Here is a 19577-nt window from a genome sequence, read left to right on the forward strand (position 1 = left end):
AGGTTACTTTTGCGCAAGGTGGAATGAGCAATTTTAGCAATTGCAATGGAGTACACAATCTGTTGTTTTTTAGGTATTAGTTTACCTAGCCAGATAGTTTAGTTATTGTTTTATCAATAAACTTCATCAAAACGATAAAGGAACAATATATGCCAAACGGAAGTGGCGATATCATCATTAAACATCATGGTGCAACACAGGGTGTAACGGGGTCTTGTCATGAACTTGTGATAAGCGAGCAATCGAGTGTTTTAATAGACTGCGGTTTATTTCAAGGTGAAGATACACGCGACTCTCTCAATATTGAGTTCGATGTAAATACCGTATCAGCACTTATTGTCACGCATTGTCATATTGATCATGTTGGACGTATTCCTTACTTGTTAGCAGCGGGTTTTAAAAAGCCGATTTATTGTTCACCTGCTTCTGCGAAGCTATTGCCTCTTGTGATTGAAGATGCGCTTAAGGTTGGTGTAACGCGAGATCAAAAGCTGATTGATGCCTGCCTTAAATTACTTGCTCGTCTAGTTATACCAGTGGCTTTTAATCAATGGCATGAACTTAAGCTACCCTGTCAAACATCTACAAAATTACGATTTCAGCGTGCAGGTCATATATTGGGTTCTGCATATGTTGAAATCGATATAGTGCAAAGTCAGAGTCAATACAAGAATCAAAATCAAGGCGCTAAGCGAGTCGTTTTTTCAGGTGACTTAGGTGCGCCTTATACGCCTCTTTTACCTACGCCAAAACCTCCTTATAAAGCCGATGTGCTAGTGCTTGAATCGACTTATGGTGATAAAAACCATGATGGCCGTAAGCAGCGTACTAAAAAGCTAAAACAAGTGATTGAAAAGGCGGTCAGTGATAATGGTGTTGTACTTATACCTGCATTCAGTATTGGTCGAACTCAAGAGCTACTCTATGAGTTAGAACAAATTATTCATAACTCACCTAAAAAGTCAGTCTGGCAGAGTATTGAGGTCATTATCGATTCACCTATGGCGGCCAATTTCACTGAATTTTATCTTGAATTTAAAGACCTGTGGGATGCCGAGGCAAAACGCCGTGTAAAACAAGGCCGACACCCTTTAGACTTTTCTAGTGTCGTCACAATCGGCGATCATAAAGAGCATGTTGCAGTGGTGAATTATCTAAAAACACGAAACAAACCTGCGATTGTGATCGCTGCTGGCGGTATGTGTAATGGCGGGCGCATAGTGAATTACCTTGAGGCATTTCTGCCTGACTCAAGCGCCGATGTGTTATTTGTGGGTTATCAAGCAACAGGTACGTTAGGTCGAGACATTCAACACTATGGCCCACGAGGCGGTTATGTGTTTATTAATAACCAGCGTATCGATATCAATGCGACTATTCATACTATAAGCGGTTATTCGGCACACGCAGATCAGGCTGGCTTAGTTAGGTTTGCAACAAAAATGAAAAGCTCTCCTTGTGTGATCAAGCTTGTACATGGTGATAAATCAGCAAAACAAGCACTTAGAAATAAGTTAGCTCTTTTATTACTAAAAACAGAAATACAGATCCCAGAGTAAAGCTTTTAATAGTACTTTACGGGTTGTTATTCGACTCGAAAGGCCGTTAAAATAACGAAAATGCCAAAGAATATGGCGATAAATAATAAATTGGACGAATTATGAAAGCAGTTATCCCAGTAGCGGGCCTTGGTACTCGCATGCTCCCTATGACGAAAGCCATTCCTAAAGAAATGCTACCTTTAGTTGATAAGCCTCTTATTCAATACATTGTGAAAGAGTGTGTTGCTGCGGGTATCAAAGAGATAGTGTTAGTCACACACTCTTCTAAAAATGCCATCGAAAACCACTTTGATACAAGTTTTGAACTTGAAGCTACATTAGAAAAGCGTGTAAAGCGTAAGCTTTTAGATGAAGTTCGTGGTATTTGCCCAGAAGACGTAACCATTATGCATGTACGTCAGGGTGAAGCTAGAGGATTAGGTCATGCGATTATGTGCGCGCGTCCAATCGTAGGTGAAGACGATTTTGTTGTGGTATTACCTGATGTAATTTTAGATGAGTACACTGCAGATCAAAGTTCAGAAAACTTGGCAGCGATGATAGCTCGCTTTAAAGCGTCAAGTGCTAGCCAGATCATGCTTGAGCCAGTAGCTCAAGTAGATGTGAGCAAGTACGGCATTGCTGATATTAATGGTGCTGAGCTTAGTGCTGGTGAAAGTGCGCCAATTAAAACTATGGTAGAAAAGCCTGCGCTTGAAGATGCACCATCAAACCTAGCTGTTGTGGGCCGTTATGTGTTGTCTAAAAACATTTGGCCATTACTGAAGAAAACCCCAATTGGCGCAGGCGGTGAAATTCAACTAACTGATGCAATCGATATGCTAATGGAACAAGAGACCGTAGAAGCATTCCATATGAGCGGTCGAGTACACGATTGTGGTGATAAAATGGGATACCTAAAAGCCATTGTTGAATATGCAATGCGTGATGAAACTTTAGGTCCTGATTTCACAAAATTTGTGAAGAGTCTTTAATTCGGTAAACCGATTTATCGTGCAAAATACACGTTGCGAAGCAAGGTTATTTTTGCGCAAGGTGAATTAAGCCGTTTTAAAAAGTGCCAAGATATTCTCAAGCTACATGGAAGTATTACAACTCAACTCTTATAAAGACCGAAACGAAGTTTCGCAGCACGAGGAGGTGAAGGTATGGATACCCGGTGGGCGTAGCTACATGGATGTAAAACAACACAGCAACCAGAGCTTTTCATTTACAGTGCGCGAAGTAAGGTGAAATGAGCAATTTTAACAGCTGCAATGGAGTACTCAATCTGTAGTTTTATCATCGTTCATGGCGACAAATTAAAAACCTTGTTGCGCTAAAGCACAACCTATAGGCGGTAGGGCTTAATCTTGCACTAAAGCACAATCTTTTCCAAAACATAACGCGATATAAAATCGCTGCTACCGAAGTGTTTTAATCATATGTAGGCCGTCATTTTCGTGCAAAATACACGTTGCGAAGCAAGGTTATTTTTGCGCAAGGTGAAATGAGTAATCTTATCAGCAACTACGGAGTACTCAATCTGTAGTTTTGTCATCGTTAATGGCGACAAATTAAAAACCTTGTTGCGCTAAAGCACAACCTTTTCCAAAACAGAACGCGATATAAAATCGCTGCTACCGAAGTATTTTAATCTTATGTAGGTCGTCATTTTCGTGCAAAATACACGTTGCGAAGCAAGGTTATTTTTGCGCAAGGTGAAATGAGCAATTTTATCAGCTGCAATGGAGTACTCAATCTGTAGTTTTGTCATCGTTAATGGCGACAAAAAAGCCGAGCTGAGCTCGGCTTTGTTATAAGAGACCTAATAAGTAGGGTAGAAATTACTTATATTGTGCGTCTAGTGTCACACCAGAGAAAGTGCTGTAAGCACGTAAACCAATGTGCCAAGTACCAGCCTGTGGGTTTGTGAACGTACAAGTTTCAGCATTGCCGTTTTTGTACGGGCGACAATCGTAAGTTGAAGTCGTTGGTAGGCTGCCTTGTCTAACATATAGGTCAGCATCACCCGAACCACCAGACACAGTCACTGTGAAGCTTGTCATGCCCGCAGGGATTTCAACAGTTTTGCGTACCCAGTTGCTGCGACTTGCTGAAAGGTTCGTTTCAGTGATACCACCTGGTTGAGGACCTACAGAACCAGCAGTTAAATCACCTTGTAAGCTTACGCCTGTGTACGCAGAGTAACCTTGAAGCATTACGTGGTAAGTCCCTGCTGCTGGGTTATCGATGGTACATACTTCGTTGTTACCGCCTTTATAAGGGCGACAGTCGTATGACGATGTAGTCGGCTTGCTACCTGCTTTAACATAAAGGTCAGCATCACCTGTGCCACTGCTCATAGTGAATGTTACTTTGCTTGTGTTTGCTGGTACTTCCATTGTGTAGAAGTCTTGGCCGCCTTGCGAACCGCTAAGGCCAGTTTTAGCAACGCCATCAGCTAGAACATTGTCACCTACAGGAGGCTCAACTACACCGCCTGAAGCTTCAGCAACTGCTGCAGCTGCATCGATAATACCTGTACCACAGTTGTTACAAGTCGCACCGAAGCTCTTAGTCGTATTTTTAAGTATTGTTTCAATCTCATCAGGCGTCGCTGAAGGCTTAGCTTGCTTGATTAGTGCTGCTACACCTGCAACATGAGGCGCTGCCATTGATGTACCTTGAGAATATGCATAGCTGTCAGAGCTTGGTGTTGTTGAACCTGAGTTGTAAGTAGATAAAACACCTTCAGGGTCATTTGCAAAGCTTTGTGCGCCACCAGGTGCTGCTACGTCAATGTTTGAACCATAGTTTGAGTAGTAAGCACGACCACCGTTACGGCCTACCGCAGCAACGTTCACTACGCCAGAACAGTTACCTGGGTTGTAGTTTGCTGAGTTATCGTTGTCGTTACCTGCAGCAATAACAACTACCGCACCATTTGCACGTGCTTGGTTAATTGCGTTTTGCGTTGTTGAACTACACGCACCACTGCCACCTAAACTCATGTTGATTACGTCAGCAGGGTTAGGGTTTGCAGGAACGCCAGACACTGAACCACCTGCAGCCCAGATAATACCGTCAGCGATATCAGACGTTAAACCACCACATTTACCAAGTACACGTACAGGCACAACTTTTGAGTCATAAGCAACACCAACAACCCCTTCGCCGTTGTTTGCTACAGCCGCAACCGTACCCGCAACGTGTGTACCGTGCCAGCTTGAACCTTGTGCACCGTGAGTGTATCCACACTCGTTTGCAGAAATCGCATCACCTGGATCGCTCGCGTCTGAATCACGACCACCACCATCATTAGCAACGAGTGTGTTTGAGATCATGTCATAACCAGGTAGTAGGTTAGCGTTTAGATCTGCGTGAGGGCGGTAACCTGTATCAAGTACAGCAACTACAACGCCAGCACCGGTTGCGCTATCCCATGCCGCAGGTGCGTTAATGCCCGCTGTATTTTCAAAATAGTGCCACTGATCAGAGTACTGAGGATCATTTGGAGTCGCAGTTGGTTTTAACATTTGGTCAATTTCGATGTACTCAACATTGCCAGATGCTGCAATTTCTTGCATTAATTCGTTTGCTTCAAGCGCTGATAGTTTTTTGTTAACACGCATTACGTGGTGGTTGCTTAACGCCATTGCACGAACGTACTGAGGTGTTACTTTTGCTTTTTTACTTTTAAAGTTCTTAACAAAAGACTGAGCGCGCTGATTCATCATTGCTGGAGAAAGATCTCCAAACTCTGCTGACATCATCATTTGCTGTTGCATGTTGTCTTTATATTTGATGATGAACTGAGTGCCAAGCGTTGACTGGCTTTTTAGTTTTGCCGCTGTTTGGTTAACAGAAGGTGTAATTACTTGGTCTTGAAAAGGTAAAGCTGAAACTGAGCCTGCTACCATCGCAGAGGCCATTGCTAGGCTAAGTGCGCCTAATTTAAATGGTGTTTTTATTGTCATAATAGTTTCCCAATAGTCACTTGTTGTTTTTGTTCGCCAAACTGCGGCGAGAAAGAAAAGTAAAATAAAAGTTAATTTTTTGGAAGTGTAAGTTTGGTTATTAATGTATGTGCAATGGTTATATACAGATGGATAAACGTCTTTTAAATTTAAAAAGCGTTGATTATTAAGGTTTTTTTAAGGTTAAATGAAATTTTAGAGTTTTAACTAGCAATGTAAACATATGTAAATGGTTGGTGATTTTATGTTAATTTTATGCTTGTTTGCACAAAAGACCCACCATCAAGGTATAATCCTCCCCGATTTCGGCTAAACAGAGAAAAATATGTTGCAATACGACGTGGTGATTATTGGTGCAGGTGCTGCAGGTTTAATGTGTGCAGCTCAGGCTGGCTATCGAGGCAGACGTGTTGCAGTTGTTGATATGGGCAAAAAACCGGGCCGTAAAATATTGATCAGCGGCGGTGGACGTTGCAACTTTACCAACGAGGGTGCAAGCCCTGTAAATTATTTGTGTGGTAATCCGCATTTCGTTAAGTCTTGTTTAAGCCGCTATACACAACATGATTTTATAGAACTTGTTGACCGTCATGGGCTTGCTTACCATCATAAAACGCTAGGCCAGTTATTTTGCGACAATAGCGCACAAGATATCGTTGATATTCTCATGACAGAATGTGAATGGGCGGGCGTTGAATTACACCTCAGAAATGAAGTATTAAGCGTCTCTGAGTTAGCAGAAGGCGGTTATCAGGTAGCTACCTCTGAGAGTGTCTTTACCTGTGAGTCGCTGGTTGTAGCCGCTGGTGGCTTAACTATGCCGAAATTGGGCGCTACGCCGATTGGCTATAAAATCGCAGAGCAATTTAATTTAAAGGTGTTGCCGACAGTGGCGGCACTGGTGCCTTTCACTTTACATGATCATGATAAAACACGTTTTGATGGTTTATCAGGGGTGAGTATTCCATGTTTGGTCTCGAGTGAATGCGGCACTGAATTTAGGGAAAATATTTTATTTACGCACCGCGGTTTATCAGGGCCAGCTATTTTACAAATCTCATCGTTTTGGCGAGCAGGGCAAGCGGTGACGATTAACTTATTGCCTGACCTTCAATTAGATGAAGCTATTCATCAATGGCGTAAAGAGCAAGGCAATAAGTCTTTAAAGAATACTTTGTCTAACATTTTGCCAAAGCGCTTCATTGAAGTGCTGATCAACGAACAAGCTATTCCAGATAAAGCATTGAATCAATTAACACACACTGAAATTGATGAAATTGCAAAATACATTCACCAGTGGCAGATCAAACCTAACGGCACAGAAGGCTACAGAACAGCAGAGGTGACCTTGGGTGGTGTAGACACCGATGAGTTAAGCTCAAAGACATTTGAATCGAAAAAGCAAAAAGGCTTGTATTTTATTGGTGAAGTCACCGATGTGACTGGTTGGCTAGGGGGCTACAACTTCCAGTATGCGTGGAGCTGTGGTTGGGCATGCGGGCAAGCTTGCTAAACAGTCTAATTTAGAGGGGAATCCCCCTCTAAATTGAGTTACTTTAACTTAGCGGCATTCTACTTCTGTTAAACATTCTTTAAGAAAAGTAGGGCACATCAAGTCTGTTATTCTGCACTCATTGACGGTTACTAAACAATTACGACGTGTTTCACCCCAACCGCCTGCAATATGAGGGGTATTCTCAAGACTGATTTGAGCCTCTGCACTTAGCTGTTTTAAATGTTTTTTATGTAAATTAAGTTTCATAACAATTTCCTTATGTAATAGCATTTGTTGAAATGCTAATTGTAAAAATTTTGCTTAAAGCGTCTACATAATGAACACTTTAGTATTTACCTGCAATAGGTAAAAAGTGATTAAGTAATATTTATCTCATTATTCAATGCCATGGCTGCAGAACGATTAGGCGCATTTAATTTTTCTAAAATCTTCGCGACATGGTTCTTAACCGTATATTGGCTGATCCCTAAGATCATACCAATCTCTCCATTGGTTTTGCCTGATGATATCCAATCTAACACTTCTTTCTCACGCCCTGTAAGTAAGTGGATAGGTGAGTTATAAGCTCTCATAGACTCATACCTAAAGAGCTGTGCTTTATGTAGATAAGGTAAAACGAGTTCAATTAAATAAGAGGCTGGGGCCGATGTGTTTGAGCGTTTGTTATTAAAGGCCACCAAGGTCACAAATCCAGAGTCTTGGTTATCTAAATCATAGGTCGCGATATCAGATAATGGGTTTCTTGCTTTTGCATAGCTTTTTAATAAATTAATATTGTTTAATTTAGTGCAATTAATGGTTTTTAGCAGTTGTTGTTGTTGGTTAGGTGAGTACTCGATTGAATAATCAGTTTTAACTGATAGGTTCGACTTATCAATTAATGCGATGTATAGCGCTTCTTTTTCAGCAAAAAACATAACCTCTTCAAAAATAGTGAGATCAAAAGAACGGTCCTTTATAGATGTTTTTAACAGCTCTATGGCCTTTAAAATACTAGATAGCTCTTCAGTACAACCCAAAAACATGTGCATTCTCCTTAAAATACGATGTCAAGGTAATGAATTTATTCATATTAATTCTGCAGACAGTGCAGTAACTAAATTCATATTTAATTAATCGCGCGATTAATTAAAGCATGGATGCGGAATTGATAGCAATTAAAAGTGAAGAAATTGTGAATGAAAAAAAATAAATCGCTGATATCGAGTAATTGTCATAAAACTGGCTGGGAAACGAGCAAAATAGGGCCGTATGGACGGATGTAAGTAATGTTTATGTAATCTAATAATGAATCTGAGCGAGGTAATGACAGGTGACTCAAGATCTCTGATTTTTCAACATGAGTGATAGATGGTCCTATCAGACTATACGAAGTGTAAACAGGCATTGTTAGACTTAACAGGAGATTGAAAGGGATCAAGGTGTAATATGATTGAAAGATTACGGCGACCATCGTCATGGCCATTTTATTTTACTGTGCTAATTTATGCTGCATTGATTTGGTTACAAGGCCTCTCGAACTCATTGTTGCAAATAGCTCATGAATTTGAGGTCGCATTAACGATGGCATTAGGCTCTTTTGTGGCTGGTGGCACAGCTTTAGGTGGGGGAGCGGTTGCATTTCCTGTGATGACCAAGGTTTTAGCTATAGATCCCGCTACTGCTAAAGTGTTTTCTCTGGCTATACAGAGCTTTGGTATGACTGCAGCAGCAATCACCATTTTTTGTCGTCGCATTCCTATTTATACCAACATCGTTTTCATGGCATTGCCTATGTCAGCTTTAGGCGTGGCAATCAGTTTGTTGTATGTGGCCCCTTTCGCGCCGAGATTATTGGTTAAATCGATATTCAGTTTTCTACTCTTGTGTTTCGCTATTACCATGGTACTGCGCTGGTGGCGAAAAGCACATCATCAGCCCAGTGCTGAGCATATAAAGCCTAGCCTAGGACGATTTTTATTAGTTGGATTTGTTGGCGGTATTGCTAGCGGTTTAGTGGGGTCAGGTTCTGATATTGCATTATTTGCTTTGCTGATCATTGCCTACCAAGCCGACATTAAAAAAGCCACCGCAACCTCCGTGGTGGTGATGGCATTTACTTCATTAGTGGGCAGCGCCGTAAATGCTTGGCATCTCAATGCAATTACGCCTGACATAGAACAATATCTATTGGCCGCAATTCCTATTGTTGTTGTTGGCGCACCACTCGGGGCTTATGTGTGTTCAAAAGTGAAAGTTGGCCAATTAGTCAGTTTTTTACTGTTGTTAATCAGCCTAGAAGTCTTCTTTACAGGCTATGAACTATGGCAGCAGTAAAAGCAATCTTCAACTGGCACTCGCAATCAAGAGAGTTAGCATAAGTATCTATTCTATAAATAAAAAAATAAACTTTAGTTGACTAAATAATGAACTTTATATTTAATTAACCAGTTGGTTAATTAAATATAAAGAGAATAAAATGACAACAAAAGTTACTCGAGGAAGGCCTGTTTGCGAAACCAAAAAAGCGGAGCAAAAGGCTAAGCTGGTTATCGCTGCACAGCATTTACTCAACGTAAAGTCGTATAGTCAGATCACTATTCGAGAGATAGCTGCCGAGGCAAAAGTAAACTCAGCGATGATCAAATATTACTTCGATAGCAAAGAAGGTTTATTCGTAGAGCTTATCCAAGCCTTGGCCGATGAACAGTTTTCTCAATTTGGTGATTTGCATGCACAGACACGCCCTGTTTATCACTTTATGCGTCAGTTCAATCAAATCTTGCAAACGAACCCTGGATTTGTGCATTTATTAGCGGAAGAAATTCTAAATAAAACCACACCATTAGCGCAGGCTTTTATGAGTGCGTTTCCAGAGCGTGTGTCGCAATTTTTACCTGAGTTAATCAAACAAGAAGTTGGCATTGATGATCATAAAAAAGCCAAGTTGGCGGCTTTTTCACTGATGACACAATTGGTATCACCTTACATTTTTAAAACACTACGTCAGCAAGCTTGGCAAATCGAAGACGCCGATATACAAAGCGAACAGCGTGTAAAGGAATTATATCTACAGTTTATTTTTGGCTTAAAGGAGCAACAAACTCATGAGGTGGAATTTTAGTGCAAGAAGGAACTTGCCTATCGCAGTGGCGATTGGCGTTCTATTAGTTGTCATCATAGTTAAATTAAATGCGTCAATGCAGCATCAGCCAGCGACAGATGACGGTCAATTAGCGCATTATCAGTTGCTCAATCAGCGAGCAATAAAGCCAGAAATAGTGGGCTTTGGACGCGTAGAGCCCAATATTCAATTTAATAGTATTGCTGAGGTGTCGGGTAAAATTACCTATGTACATCCAGCATTAAAAAAAGGCGAGCTATTTGAGCAAGACTCTTTATTACTATCGATAGATGACAGTGATTACCAACTCCAACTGGCGAAAGCCAATGCCAACTTAGCGGCAGCAGAGGTCGAACTTGCAGCCAAGAAGACCGCACAATTAAATAATGCGCTCGACATTAAACTTAGCCACAACAAGCTCAAAATAGCGCAAAGTGAATATGAGCGTTTAGCACGTTTACTACAGCAAAAAAGTGTGTCTCAAAATGAGCTAGATAGAGCCCAGCAACAAGTGTTATTGCAACAGCAAGACTTGCAACGTAATGAAAATACCAAAAGCTTGTTGCCGTTAGAGATCAAAGCTCTACAGGCGGGAGTTAATAAAGCCCAAGCCGATGTGAATCAAGCACAGCTTGCGATTGAGCGTACACAAGTTCGCCTGCCATTTACGGGGCGTATTCATAAAGTGAATATTGAGCAATCGCAATGGGTCACCATGGGCATGTCATTATTCAGCGCCAGCGATGTGGCGCAAGTACAAATAAATGCCCAATTCACCTTTAACAGTTTTCATCAATTTACGGGGTTCTTTCAACGTCCGCCTAATATTACAACGGTATCAGCCCAAGGTATGGCCGCCTATTTTGACGAACAAGGTTTGCAAGCTCAGGTAGAGTTATTGGGCCATGAAGATATGCGCTGGCAGGCTAAAATTGCTCGCATGAGTGATGAAATAGACCCGCAAAGCCAAACTGTTGGGGTGGTTGTCACCATTGACGATAGTTATAAAAATATCGAGCTGGCAAACAAGCCACCCCTATTGGCTGGTATGCGCGCAAAAGTAACATTAGTAGCCACAGAACAAAACTTCATTGCAGTGCCGAGAGCGGTAGTAAAAGGTCGCTACGCGCTTCTAGCCGATGCACAAAACACATTACAAAAGCTTGATACGCGTGGTGCGCTGAAGCAGCAAAATTATTTCTTATTTCAAGATGAAAAGTTAGTCGGTGCGAAACTGATCACCACAGATCTGTTTCCTGTGATCGCAGGCAGTAAATTACAGTTAGTGCCAGAAAATGCCGTATTGGCGGTGACATCAGTGAAGGAGCTGTAATAATGATCCGCTTTTTTGCTTCACACCCCACAGCAGCCAATATCTTGATGTTACTGTTCATCGTGATTGGCTTAGTCAGCTTACCGCAAATTCACCGTGAAACTTTACCTAAAATCAACCAGTACCAGCTCGATATCGTAGTGCCTTACCCCGGAGCCAGTGCTGAAAACGTTGAACAAAAGATCTGTTTAAGTCTAGAAAGTGCCTTAGATGGGATCAGCTTTTTAGAAGAAAAACATTGTGTGGCAAGACAAAATGTTGGCCAGATGACGGTTAAAATGTTTGAACAAGGTGACTTTGAACAGTTCAGAACTGACGTTAGAAATGCCATCGACACCATAGATGATTTTCCTGCTCAGGTTGAGCAATGGACCATAAATGAACGAGGACGTACACAAGATGTGGTGAGTGTCGCAGTCACCACCCATGCGGCACAAAATGTAGCAGATAACGGTTTATCGCGCGTTGAGTTAAAAGCCTTAGCTGAGCAAGTTAAAGTGACTTTACTGCGCCATCCTGACATTCCGATTGTTGAAATCAACGACTTTTCGAAACATCAACTGCGTGTGACAGCATCACAAGATGCGCTGCAACAATACGGCATGAGTTTACAAACCTTGAGTCAGCGTTTAACTGCGCAGAATGTCGAGTTACCACTCGGTGTGCTCGAAACTTCAGAAGCCGACACGCAAATTCGTATTAAAGACGAACGTCGCTCTGCGGAGCAGTTGGCAGATGTAGTAGTGAGCACAGGCACACAAGGTAATCACGTGCGCATCGCCGATTTAGGGCAAGTGAGCGATACGTTTGAACGCGATGAAAAGCAGATCTTTTTTAACGGTGTACCAGCGGCCATTATCACCATTAAAAAGAACACCAATGAAGATAGCTTGCGAGTGTTACATGCCACCGAAGCGGTGCTGGAAAAGTTACAAACCAGTTTGCCAAGTGGGGTGCATTTAACCTTGACCAACGACAACACCAGTTTGGTTAAAGACAGGATCAACCTGTTGCTCGCCAATGCGTGGCAAGGTTTGTTGTTGGTATTTTTTGTAATGTGGCTGTTTTTCTCTTTTAAATATGCGTTTTGGGTGGTGATGGGTCTACCTGTGTCATTTTTAGCGAGTTTCTTTCTAATGATGCACTTAGGGATCTCAATCAATATGCTCTCTATGGTGGCGCTGTTATTGGCGCTTGGGATCTTAATGGACGATGCCATCGTGATCGCCGAGTCTATTGGATCGCATATTGAAAAAGGCTTAAAAGTACAAGATGCCGTACTTCAAGGCACTAAAGTCGTCTTGCCCGGGGTGTGTTCTTCTTTTGTCACGACGTTATGTATTTTTGTTGGCTTGATCTTTATTGAGGGTAATTTAGGGCAGATCTTAAAAGTGATCCCCATTGTGCTTATTTCTGTTATCACTGTTTCTTTGATTGAAGCCTTCTTTATTTTGCCGAACCACTTAAGTCACGCCCTACAAAGTAAAAGCAAAGACGGAAAATGGGCACAATGTGTTGGTGTAATTCGCGCTCGGTTTGAAACTAAGTTTACCCATTGGAATCAGCAGATATTGCATTTGAACCATGTGTTGATCCGCTATCGATACTTGGTATTTGGAGCGGTGATCGCCACCTTTTTATTGTCTCTGAGTATGTTGATTTCTGGCGTGCTGAAATTTACCGCGTTCCCTGATATTGATGGCGATGTATTGCAAGCACGCCTGTTAATGCCAAACGGCACGCCGTTGGTTAAAACTCAGCAAAGCATGCAAAAGATTGAGCAAGCTTTGGCGCGGACCAATGCAAAACTCAGTGAACAAGAAGATGGCGAGTTGGTGATTGCCAGCACGGTGGTGTATGGGCAAAACCCAGACTACCAAGATCAAGGAGCCAACTTGGCCTATATTTCTGTGGATTTACTCAGTGCCGAGCAGCGCAATACCCATTTGCAGGCTTTTTCGGATCTGTGGCGCAAAGAATTAGGTGATGTACCAGAGGCGCTGAGCTTATCGTTCAAAGAGCCTAAATTGGGACCGCAGGGCAGAGCCGTCGATATTCGTTTGCAGTCTGACGACATAGAGCAGTTGAGTCGGGCAGCCTATGAGCTAAAAAACTGGTTAAAGGGTTATCCTGGAGTGCAAAATATTACCGACGATTTGAGGCCGGGCAAACCTGAGTTTACCTTGACGCTTAAACCGGATGCATTAGTGACGGGCATTACCTCTGCTGACATTGCCCAGCAACTTAGGCCCGCATTTCAAGGCAGCAAATTATCTGACATGCATGTTGGGCTCGAAAACTACGAAGTGACGGTAAAACTGGCAGAGCAAAGTATGGACGAATACAGTGATTTTGATAACTTTCTGATTATTCATCCAAAAAGCCAAGTTGCCATTCCATTAGCTGCGTTAGTTAATATCGAGCAAACCCGAGGGCTTGCGGTGATCAACCGCGTGAATAATATGCCGACGGTTTCTGTATTCGCTGATATCGACAGTGAGCTTAATACCGCCTCTGCGGTGGTCAAAGATGTCGAAAAACGCTGGTTGTCTGAGCTCAATTCACGCTTTCCCGACATGACTTACAGTATTGAAGGTGAAGTCAAAAATGCGGGGATCACCCAGTCGTCTATGCGCCGCGCTATGTTACTCGGCATGATAGGTATTTTCTTGCTGTTGGCTTTGCAATTCCAAAGTTATATCGAGCCTTTAATTGTCATGGTGTCTATTCCGTTTGCCATGATAGGCGTTATTTTAGGTCACTTTATTATGGGTATTAACTTCTCGATGCCCTCGCTAATGGGCTTTATTTCGTTGGCAGGTATTGTTGTTAATGATTCAATTTTGTTAGTGCAATTTGTGAAGCGTAGTGTCAAAGAGGGTTTGTCAGTACATGATGCTGCCGCTCAAGCAAGTCACGACCGTTTTCGTGCGGTGGTGTTAACATCAGTGACCACAATAGCGGGTATGACGCCATTATTGTTCGAAACTAGTTTGCAGGCGCAGATCTTAATTCCGCTGGCGACCAGTATTGTGTTTGGTATTTTGGCCTCAACCTGTTTGGTACTGCTGGTGTTACCTTGCTTGTACAGCATTTTAGAAGACTTTGGAGTGGCAAAACCTTATCACAGTCATCATGGTATAGACTCAGGCGATGCGGTTAACGAGCGCGAGTTAGGTGGTAAAGTAAAAGTTAACACAGTTGTAAAATCAATTTAAACCGAGTCACAAAATTTAAAGGCCACAGCGAGGCAAACCGCTGTGGCTTTTTTAGCTGAGAAAAAAAGAGCCCTGACGGGCTCAAACACTAGGCTTAATTAGCTGGGTAAAATGTTGCTTTAAAAGCTGTGAAAAATTAAGTAGCTTGGGAGCGACCTGATAGCTGTTTTATCAAATCAATATCGGTATTGCCTATCATGTCGATAGGCAGAGAGATTTTTTTATCTATGATCTTTTTTGCGGCCATAAAATCTTTAGCCGTGTTAATGCAATCTGCTGCGATGATTCGGCCTTGCTTTAAATACCACAATGAAAAACTGTTTGATGAATGTTGACGTAATACAGTGTTGTCATAGCCATGATTTAAGCCTGCGATCTGAATTTTACAGTCGTATTGATCAGACCAAAACCAAGGCACTGACGTCACCGCTTGATGTTTACCACAAATCGTCGCGGCTGCGGTTTTTGCTTGTGCTAACGCATTTGGCACAGATTCAATACGTGTTGCGATACCACTGTGATGCTCAATACCTATGGTGCAATCGCCTGCAGCATAAATATTTTTATCTGTGGTTTGGCATAGTTCATTGACCACAATGCCATTTTGCTCCACCAGTAATCCAGCTTGTTCAGCAAGCTCAGTGTTAATTTCGGCGCCAATACCAACAATGACTAAATCGGCATTAAAATACTGCTCAGGAGCGTCTAATTGGGTAAGTGTTTTACAACGCACCCCAGTCACGGTTTGCTCACCGGTGAATGCTAAAACTTGTGTGTTGGTATGTATTTCTACGCCATGTTGTTGGTGAAGCTGCTGATAAAACTCAGAAATAAACGGGGCGGTAACGCGAGCAAGCAATCTCGGCGCTTGCTCTAGTAGTGTTATTTGATGGCCCATTTTATTGAGTACAGCAGCGGTTTCTAAACCAATGTAGCCGCCTCCAACCATCACAATACGCTGTTTATCTGTGTTTAATTGTGCAGCTAATTGTTCAATGTCTTTCAGGGTTTTTATATAAAAAACATTATTTAATTTACTGCCTGAACAAGTGATTTTACGCGCCCGACTGCCCGTGCACAGTAGCAAGTGTTCATAGCTTAGGCGCTCACCATTTTGCAGTACCACACTTTGTAAAGCGGGCTCTATTCTTGCCACTCGAGTGCGTAATTTTAGGGTGATGTTATCTTTTTGGTAGGCTTGCTCAGGTCTTATTAATAGGCCTTTTTCATCTACCTGACCTAATAAATAATTTTTAGAAAGCGGAGGGCGATGATAGGGCAAGCTGTGTTCATCACTGATCAAAACAATTTCGTCAGTCCAGCCTTCTTTCCTTAAGCTAATACACGCTTGCGCGCCAGCATGTCCACCGCCAATGATGATGCATCTTGCCATGATGTTATCCCTTAATTTTGTGGCTAAAGCTCAGATTATCCAGGGCTAGTATTGAGATTCTGGTAATCTCACTTGCAAGCCATGGTGTTCATCAGACACTAAAACCTGGCAACTTAGACGACTTAACTCCGTCGGCTCAGAGACCATTTCTAGCATATCTGCTTCACTATTATTTGGTTCGCTTACTTTGCCTTGCCAGTCGTCTGTTAAATAACAATGACAGGTTGCGCAACTGCCTGAACCTCCACACTCAGCTTCAATGCCATCGATCATGTTTTCCATCGCGGCTTGCATTAAAGAAGTCCCTGCTGGCACATCTATGGTGGTTTCATTGCCGCTAAAATCAATAAAAGTAATATCAGGCATAACAGCTCCTACATCGAAAAACGACTAAGTTGATTAATTTCAGCCAAGATAGCCGCTGGATCGGCCTCTAGTTGACTGTCCATAGTGGTATTCCAGCGATTTAAAAAGCCACAAATGGCGATAACAGCAGAGATCTCAATGACCGCTGCTTCACTAAAGTGCTTACCTAAGTCGTCATAATGGTGTTTTTCTAGGTGAGCAGGCGAGGTGCTGGCTGCAAATGCAAAGCGAAGTGCTGCGCGTTCAGCATCGTCATATAAAATGCTGGTTTCAAATTCAAATGCGGCCAACACCTTGGCACGATTCACATTCACGCGACTAGCGATATGCGAGAAATGCCCCTGACAATATTGGCACCCCGCAGCATTAGAGCTAATGGTGGCAATCGCCCATTTTAGTTCTGTGCTGATGTGTTCAAATTGGCTTAAGCATCCAAACAACTGCCCAAATGCTTTAGCTAGCATAGGGTTTTTAGCCATGGTCAAAATGCCGTTTGGAATAAACCCCAGATTGTTCTCAATGCCCTGCAAAATGGGCTCTAACTCAGGAATATCAGCGCGACTAACCGGGCTGACTAAGTGGTTTTTAGTTTGCTGCATTGCAGTCTTCCTAACTGTGATAGCGAGCCATCAAGGTATAGCTAAGCGTAGAACATTCCTATAGTCCCAACGGACCAAGGCCATAGTCCACAGGGGCTATATGGCTATATCAACATTCCCTGTAAGGTTTTTAATAGATTCAAACTGAACCCGAACATTCGCGGCATCGCTTACTATTCAAAGCAAATAGGTCGTGGTTGAAGGATTTGCAAAGACTAGACAGGAAACTAGCATGATTGAAGAACTAATCGACTTTATAAACAATGAATTACTTGAAGGTGCGGCACCTGATTTAGATCAGCACACACCGCTTTTAGAGCTAGGTATTTTAAACTCACTATCGATGGTGAGATTACTTGCGCATGTAGATCAGCGTTACGGTGCGAAGATCCCTGAGCACGATATTACCCCTGTGTATTTTGAGAATATAGAAACACTTGCAGCGCTTATTAACACCTTAAGCGCAAAAGATGAAATGCAGACTGAGCAATCGGTATCTGAGCTAGAGCGACTAGTTAAGCTACAGGAAAGCTATGGCATTCAAAGTGAGCTGGTGGATGCAGGTGAAGGCTTTAAGCAGCATGTATTACGAGTTAAAGGCGATGGTCCTTTATGGATTTTACTCCCTGCACTTGGCAACCCTTCAACATCTTGGTCTTCAACACTGCGTTCAGTACAAGGTCGTCACAATGCCGTGGCGCTTGATTTAGCGGGTTTTGGTTTGAGCCAAAGTGCCAATGAAGCGCCATCTTATGTTGATCATGTTGAGTTTACACTGCAATACCTTGCAACGCTTGAAGAGCAAGAGTGGGTGCTGGTGGCGAACTCAGCAGGCAGCATGATCGCAACCGAGATTGCACGTCGTTTCCCTGAGAAAGTAAAAGCCCTGGTTTGTAGTGGCTTTGGTTTAGTTGAAGACGTCGAAAACTGGTGGGGTGATTTAAAGAAAATGTCGTCAAACCCAGAGCAATTCTTGGCAGCCGCTTATTACCACCCACCAAAGATGACGCCAGCCTTAGAGTCATTACTTGATGATGTTCTGTCTCGTCCTGCCTATCACAGCTTCTTAGATGATTATGCGCGTCAATCTATTGCGAAAACCTTTGATGGGGTAATGGTGCCCACTTTATTTGTGGCAGGTAATCACGATCAAATTATTCCACCAGAATGGAGTGAAAAAGCCGCTGAGCTACTTGATAACGCCAGTGTTACTCGCCTTTCTCGCTGTGGTCACTTCTCGGCTTCTGAACGCCCAGAAGAGTTTGTTTGGGTAGTGGAAGATTTCTTAAATAGGGAAGCAATGTAATGGATCAGTTTAAAAGTTACGACGTTGTTATTATTGGCAGTGGCCCTGCAGGCAGCTTATGCGGCATAGAGTGTCGCAAAAAAGGCTTATCGGTTTTATGTATTGAAAAAGATGAGTTTCCGCGCTTTCACATTGGCGAATCACTGACTGGTAACGCAGGGCAGATCATTCGCGATCTCGGTTTGGCGGATGAAATGAATGCGGCAGGTTTCCCAGATAAACCCGGTGTGAACGTGATAGGTTCGCTATCAAAGAATGAGTTCTTTATTCCTATCTTAGCGCCGACTTGGCAGGTACGTCGTAGCGACTTTGACAACATGCTAAAGCGAAGAGCCCTAGAACATGGCGTTGAATATCAGCAAGGCTTAGTTAAAGACGTGATCAAGCATGAAGAAAAAGTGGTTGGTGCGATTTATAAAGCCGATGGCGTTGAGCATCAAGTACGCTCAAAGGTACTGGTAGATGCCAGTGGTCAAAATACCTTTTTATCGCGCAAGGGCATTGCCGGTAAACGTGAAATTGAGTTCTTTTCACAGCAGATCGCTTCTTTTGCACATTATAAAAATGTTGAGCGTGACTTGCCGCCTTTCTCAACGAATACCACCATTTTATATTCAAAGCAGTATCACTGGTCGTGGATCATTCCAATCTCACCTGATACAGACAGTCTAGGAATAGTCATCCCGAAAGACTTGTACTACAAAGAATGTAAAAACCCAGATGATGCCATCGAATGGGGTATGGAGCATATCAGCCCTGAGATCAGACGCCGTTTCAAAAACGCAGAGCGCGTAGGTGAATCGCAATCTATGGCAGACTTCTCTTACCGTATTGAGCCGTTTGTAGGTGATGGTTGGTTGTGTATCGGTGACGCGCATCGATTCTTAGATCCAATTTTCTCTTATGGTGTGTCATTCGCCATGAAAGAGGGCATTAAAGCTGCCGATGCTATTAAACGTGCTATCGATGGTAACGATTGGAAAACGCCTTTCTATGAATACCGCGATTGGAGTAATGGCGGTCAGCAAATTGCTGCAGATCTTATTCGTTACTTCTGGATCTACCCAATTTTCTTTGGTTATCAAATGCAAAACCCTGATTTACGCGATGAAGTCATCCGTCTATTAGGTGGCTGTTGCTTCGATTGTGAAGGATGGAAAGCCCCGACCATCTTTAGAAATGCCATTGAAGAATACGACCGCAAACAAATGGCTGGTTGAGG

Annotated in this window: 15 protein-coding genes; 9 read left to right on the forward strand and 6 right to left on the reverse strand. The window is 42.6% G+C overall.

From position 1 onward, the window contains the following. Positions 1-170: 170 nt before the first annotated feature. Both C1E24_RS05880 and galU read left to right on the forward strand, forming a co-directional pair. Positions 171-1559: an MBL fold metallo-hydrolase RNA specificity domain-containing protein gene (locus C1E24_RS05880; RefSeq protein ID WP_138480011.1), complete on the forward strand. Its 1389-nt coding sequence runs from the start codon at positions 171-173 to the stop codon at positions 1557-1559. 101 nt (positions 1560-1660) lie between these two features. Continuing rightward, a complete protein-coding gene (gene galU, locus C1E24_RS05885; RefSeq protein ID WP_138479656.1) occupies positions 1661-2536 on the forward strand; it encodes a UTP--glucose-1-phosphate uridylyltransferase GalU in 876 nt (291 codons plus the stop codon). Positions 2537-3388: 852 nt separating this feature from the next. Here galU and C1E24_RS05890 read toward each other — a convergent pair. After that, the gene (locus tag C1E24_RS05890; RefSeq protein ID WP_138479658.1) at positions 3389-5521 is read right to left on the reverse strand and encodes a S8 family peptidase; all 2133 of its coding nucleotides are present in this window, start codon (positions 5519-5521) and stop codon (positions 3389-3391) included. Between the two features lie 325 nt (positions 5522-5846). Here C1E24_RS05890 and C1E24_RS05895 point away from each other — a divergent pair, with 325 nt between their 5' ends. After that, on the forward strand, positions 5847-7034 hold the full coding sequence (locus C1E24_RS05895) for an NAD(P)/FAD-dependent oxidoreductase (RefSeq protein WP_138479660.1): 1188 nt from the start codon (positions 5847-5849) through the stop codon (positions 7032-7034). Between the two features lie 48 nt (positions 7035-7082). Here the strand turns inward: C1E24_RS05895 and C1E24_RS05900 are convergent, their stop codons facing one another. After that, positions 7083-7283 carry a hypothetical protein gene (locus C1E24_RS05900; protein WP_138479662.1) on the reverse strand — a complete coding sequence of 67 codons (201 nt, stop codon included), beginning with the start codon at positions 7281-7283 and terminating at the stop codon, positions 7083-7085. 110 nt (positions 7284-7393) lie between these two features. Further along, on the reverse strand, positions 7394-8062 hold the full coding sequence (locus C1E24_RS05905) for a response regulator transcription factor (RefSeq protein ID WP_206078124.1): 669 nt from the start codon (positions 8060-8062) through the stop codon (positions 7394-7396). A gap of 403 nt (positions 8063-8465) precedes the next feature. Between C1E24_RS05905 and C1E24_RS05910 the strand changes: the two genes are divergently transcribed. From C1E24_RS05910 to C1E24_RS05925, 4 genes are all read left to right on the forward strand, one after another. Continuing rightward, the gene (locus C1E24_RS05910; protein ID WP_138479666.1) at positions 8466-9353 is read left to right on the forward strand and encodes a sulfite exporter TauE/SafE family protein; all 888 of its coding nucleotides are present in this window, start codon (positions 8466-8468) and stop codon (positions 9351-9353) included. A gap of 142 nt (positions 9354-9495) precedes the next feature. Then, entirely contained in the window at positions 9496-10140 is a 645-nt protein-coding gene (locus C1E24_RS05915; RefSeq protein ID WP_138479668.1) for a TetR/AcrR family transcriptional regulator, read from the forward strand. Beyond that, positions 10124-11473, forward strand: coding sequence for an efflux RND transporter periplasmic adaptor subunit (locus C1E24_RS05920; RefSeq protein WP_138479670.1), 1350 nt, complete (start codon positions 10124-10126; stop codon positions 11471-11473). The genes C1E24_RS05915 and C1E24_RS05920 overlap by 17 nt, the downstream gene beginning before the upstream one ends. Before the next feature lie 2 nt (positions 11474-11475). Beyond that, positions 11476-14691, forward strand: a complete 3216-nt coding sequence (locus C1E24_RS05925) for an efflux RND transporter permease subunit (protein ID WP_138479672.1) — start codon at positions 11476-11478, stop codon at positions 14689-14691. A gap of 136 nt (positions 14692-14827) precedes the next feature. Here C1E24_RS05925 and C1E24_RS05930 read toward each other — a convergent pair whose 3' ends face one another. Genes C1E24_RS05930 through C1E24_RS05940 form a run of 3 tightly spaced genes read right to left on the reverse strand, consistent with a single transcriptional unit; the run spans position 14828 to position 17049 of the window. Further along, positions 14828-16084, reverse strand: a complete 1257-nt coding sequence (locus tag C1E24_RS05930; RefSeq protein WP_138479674.1) for an NAD(P)/FAD-dependent oxidoreductase — start codon at positions 16082-16084, stop codon at positions 14828-14830. A gap of 45 nt (positions 16085-16129) precedes the next feature. After that, complete coding sequence (locus C1E24_RS05935; protein WP_138479676.1) at positions 16130-16450, reverse strand: 2Fe-2S iron-sulfur cluster-binding protein; 321 nt, start codon at positions 16448-16450, stop codon at positions 16130-16132. A gap of 8 nt (positions 16451-16458) precedes the next feature. Continuing rightward, the gene (locus C1E24_RS05940) at positions 16459-17049 is read right to left on the reverse strand and encodes a carboxymuconolactone decarboxylase family protein (protein WP_138479678.1); all 591 of its coding nucleotides are present in this window, start codon (positions 17047-17049) and stop codon (positions 16459-16461) included. Between the two features lie 232 nt (positions 17050-17281). Here C1E24_RS05940 and C1E24_RS05945 point away from each other — a divergent pair, with 232 nt between their 5' ends. After that, positions 17282-18355: an alpha/beta fold hydrolase gene (locus C1E24_RS05945; RefSeq protein ID WP_138479680.1), complete on the forward strand. Its 1074-nt coding sequence runs from the start codon at positions 17282-17284 to the stop codon at positions 18353-18355. Then, complete coding sequence (locus C1E24_RS05950; protein WP_058028750.1) at positions 18355-19575, forward strand: NAD(P)/FAD-dependent oxidoreductase; 1221 nt, start codon at positions 18355-18357, stop codon at positions 19573-19575. Before C1E24_RS05945 ends, C1E24_RS05950 begins: the two co-directional genes overlap by 1 nt. Positions 19576-19577: the final 2 nt, after the last annotated feature.

The sequence above is a fragment of the Pseudoalteromonas phenolica genome (assembly GCF_005876835.1).
GTDB classification, from domain to species: Bacteria; Pseudomonadota; Gammaproteobacteria; order Enterobacterales; family Alteromonadaceae; genus Pseudoalteromonas; species Pseudoalteromonas phenolica_B.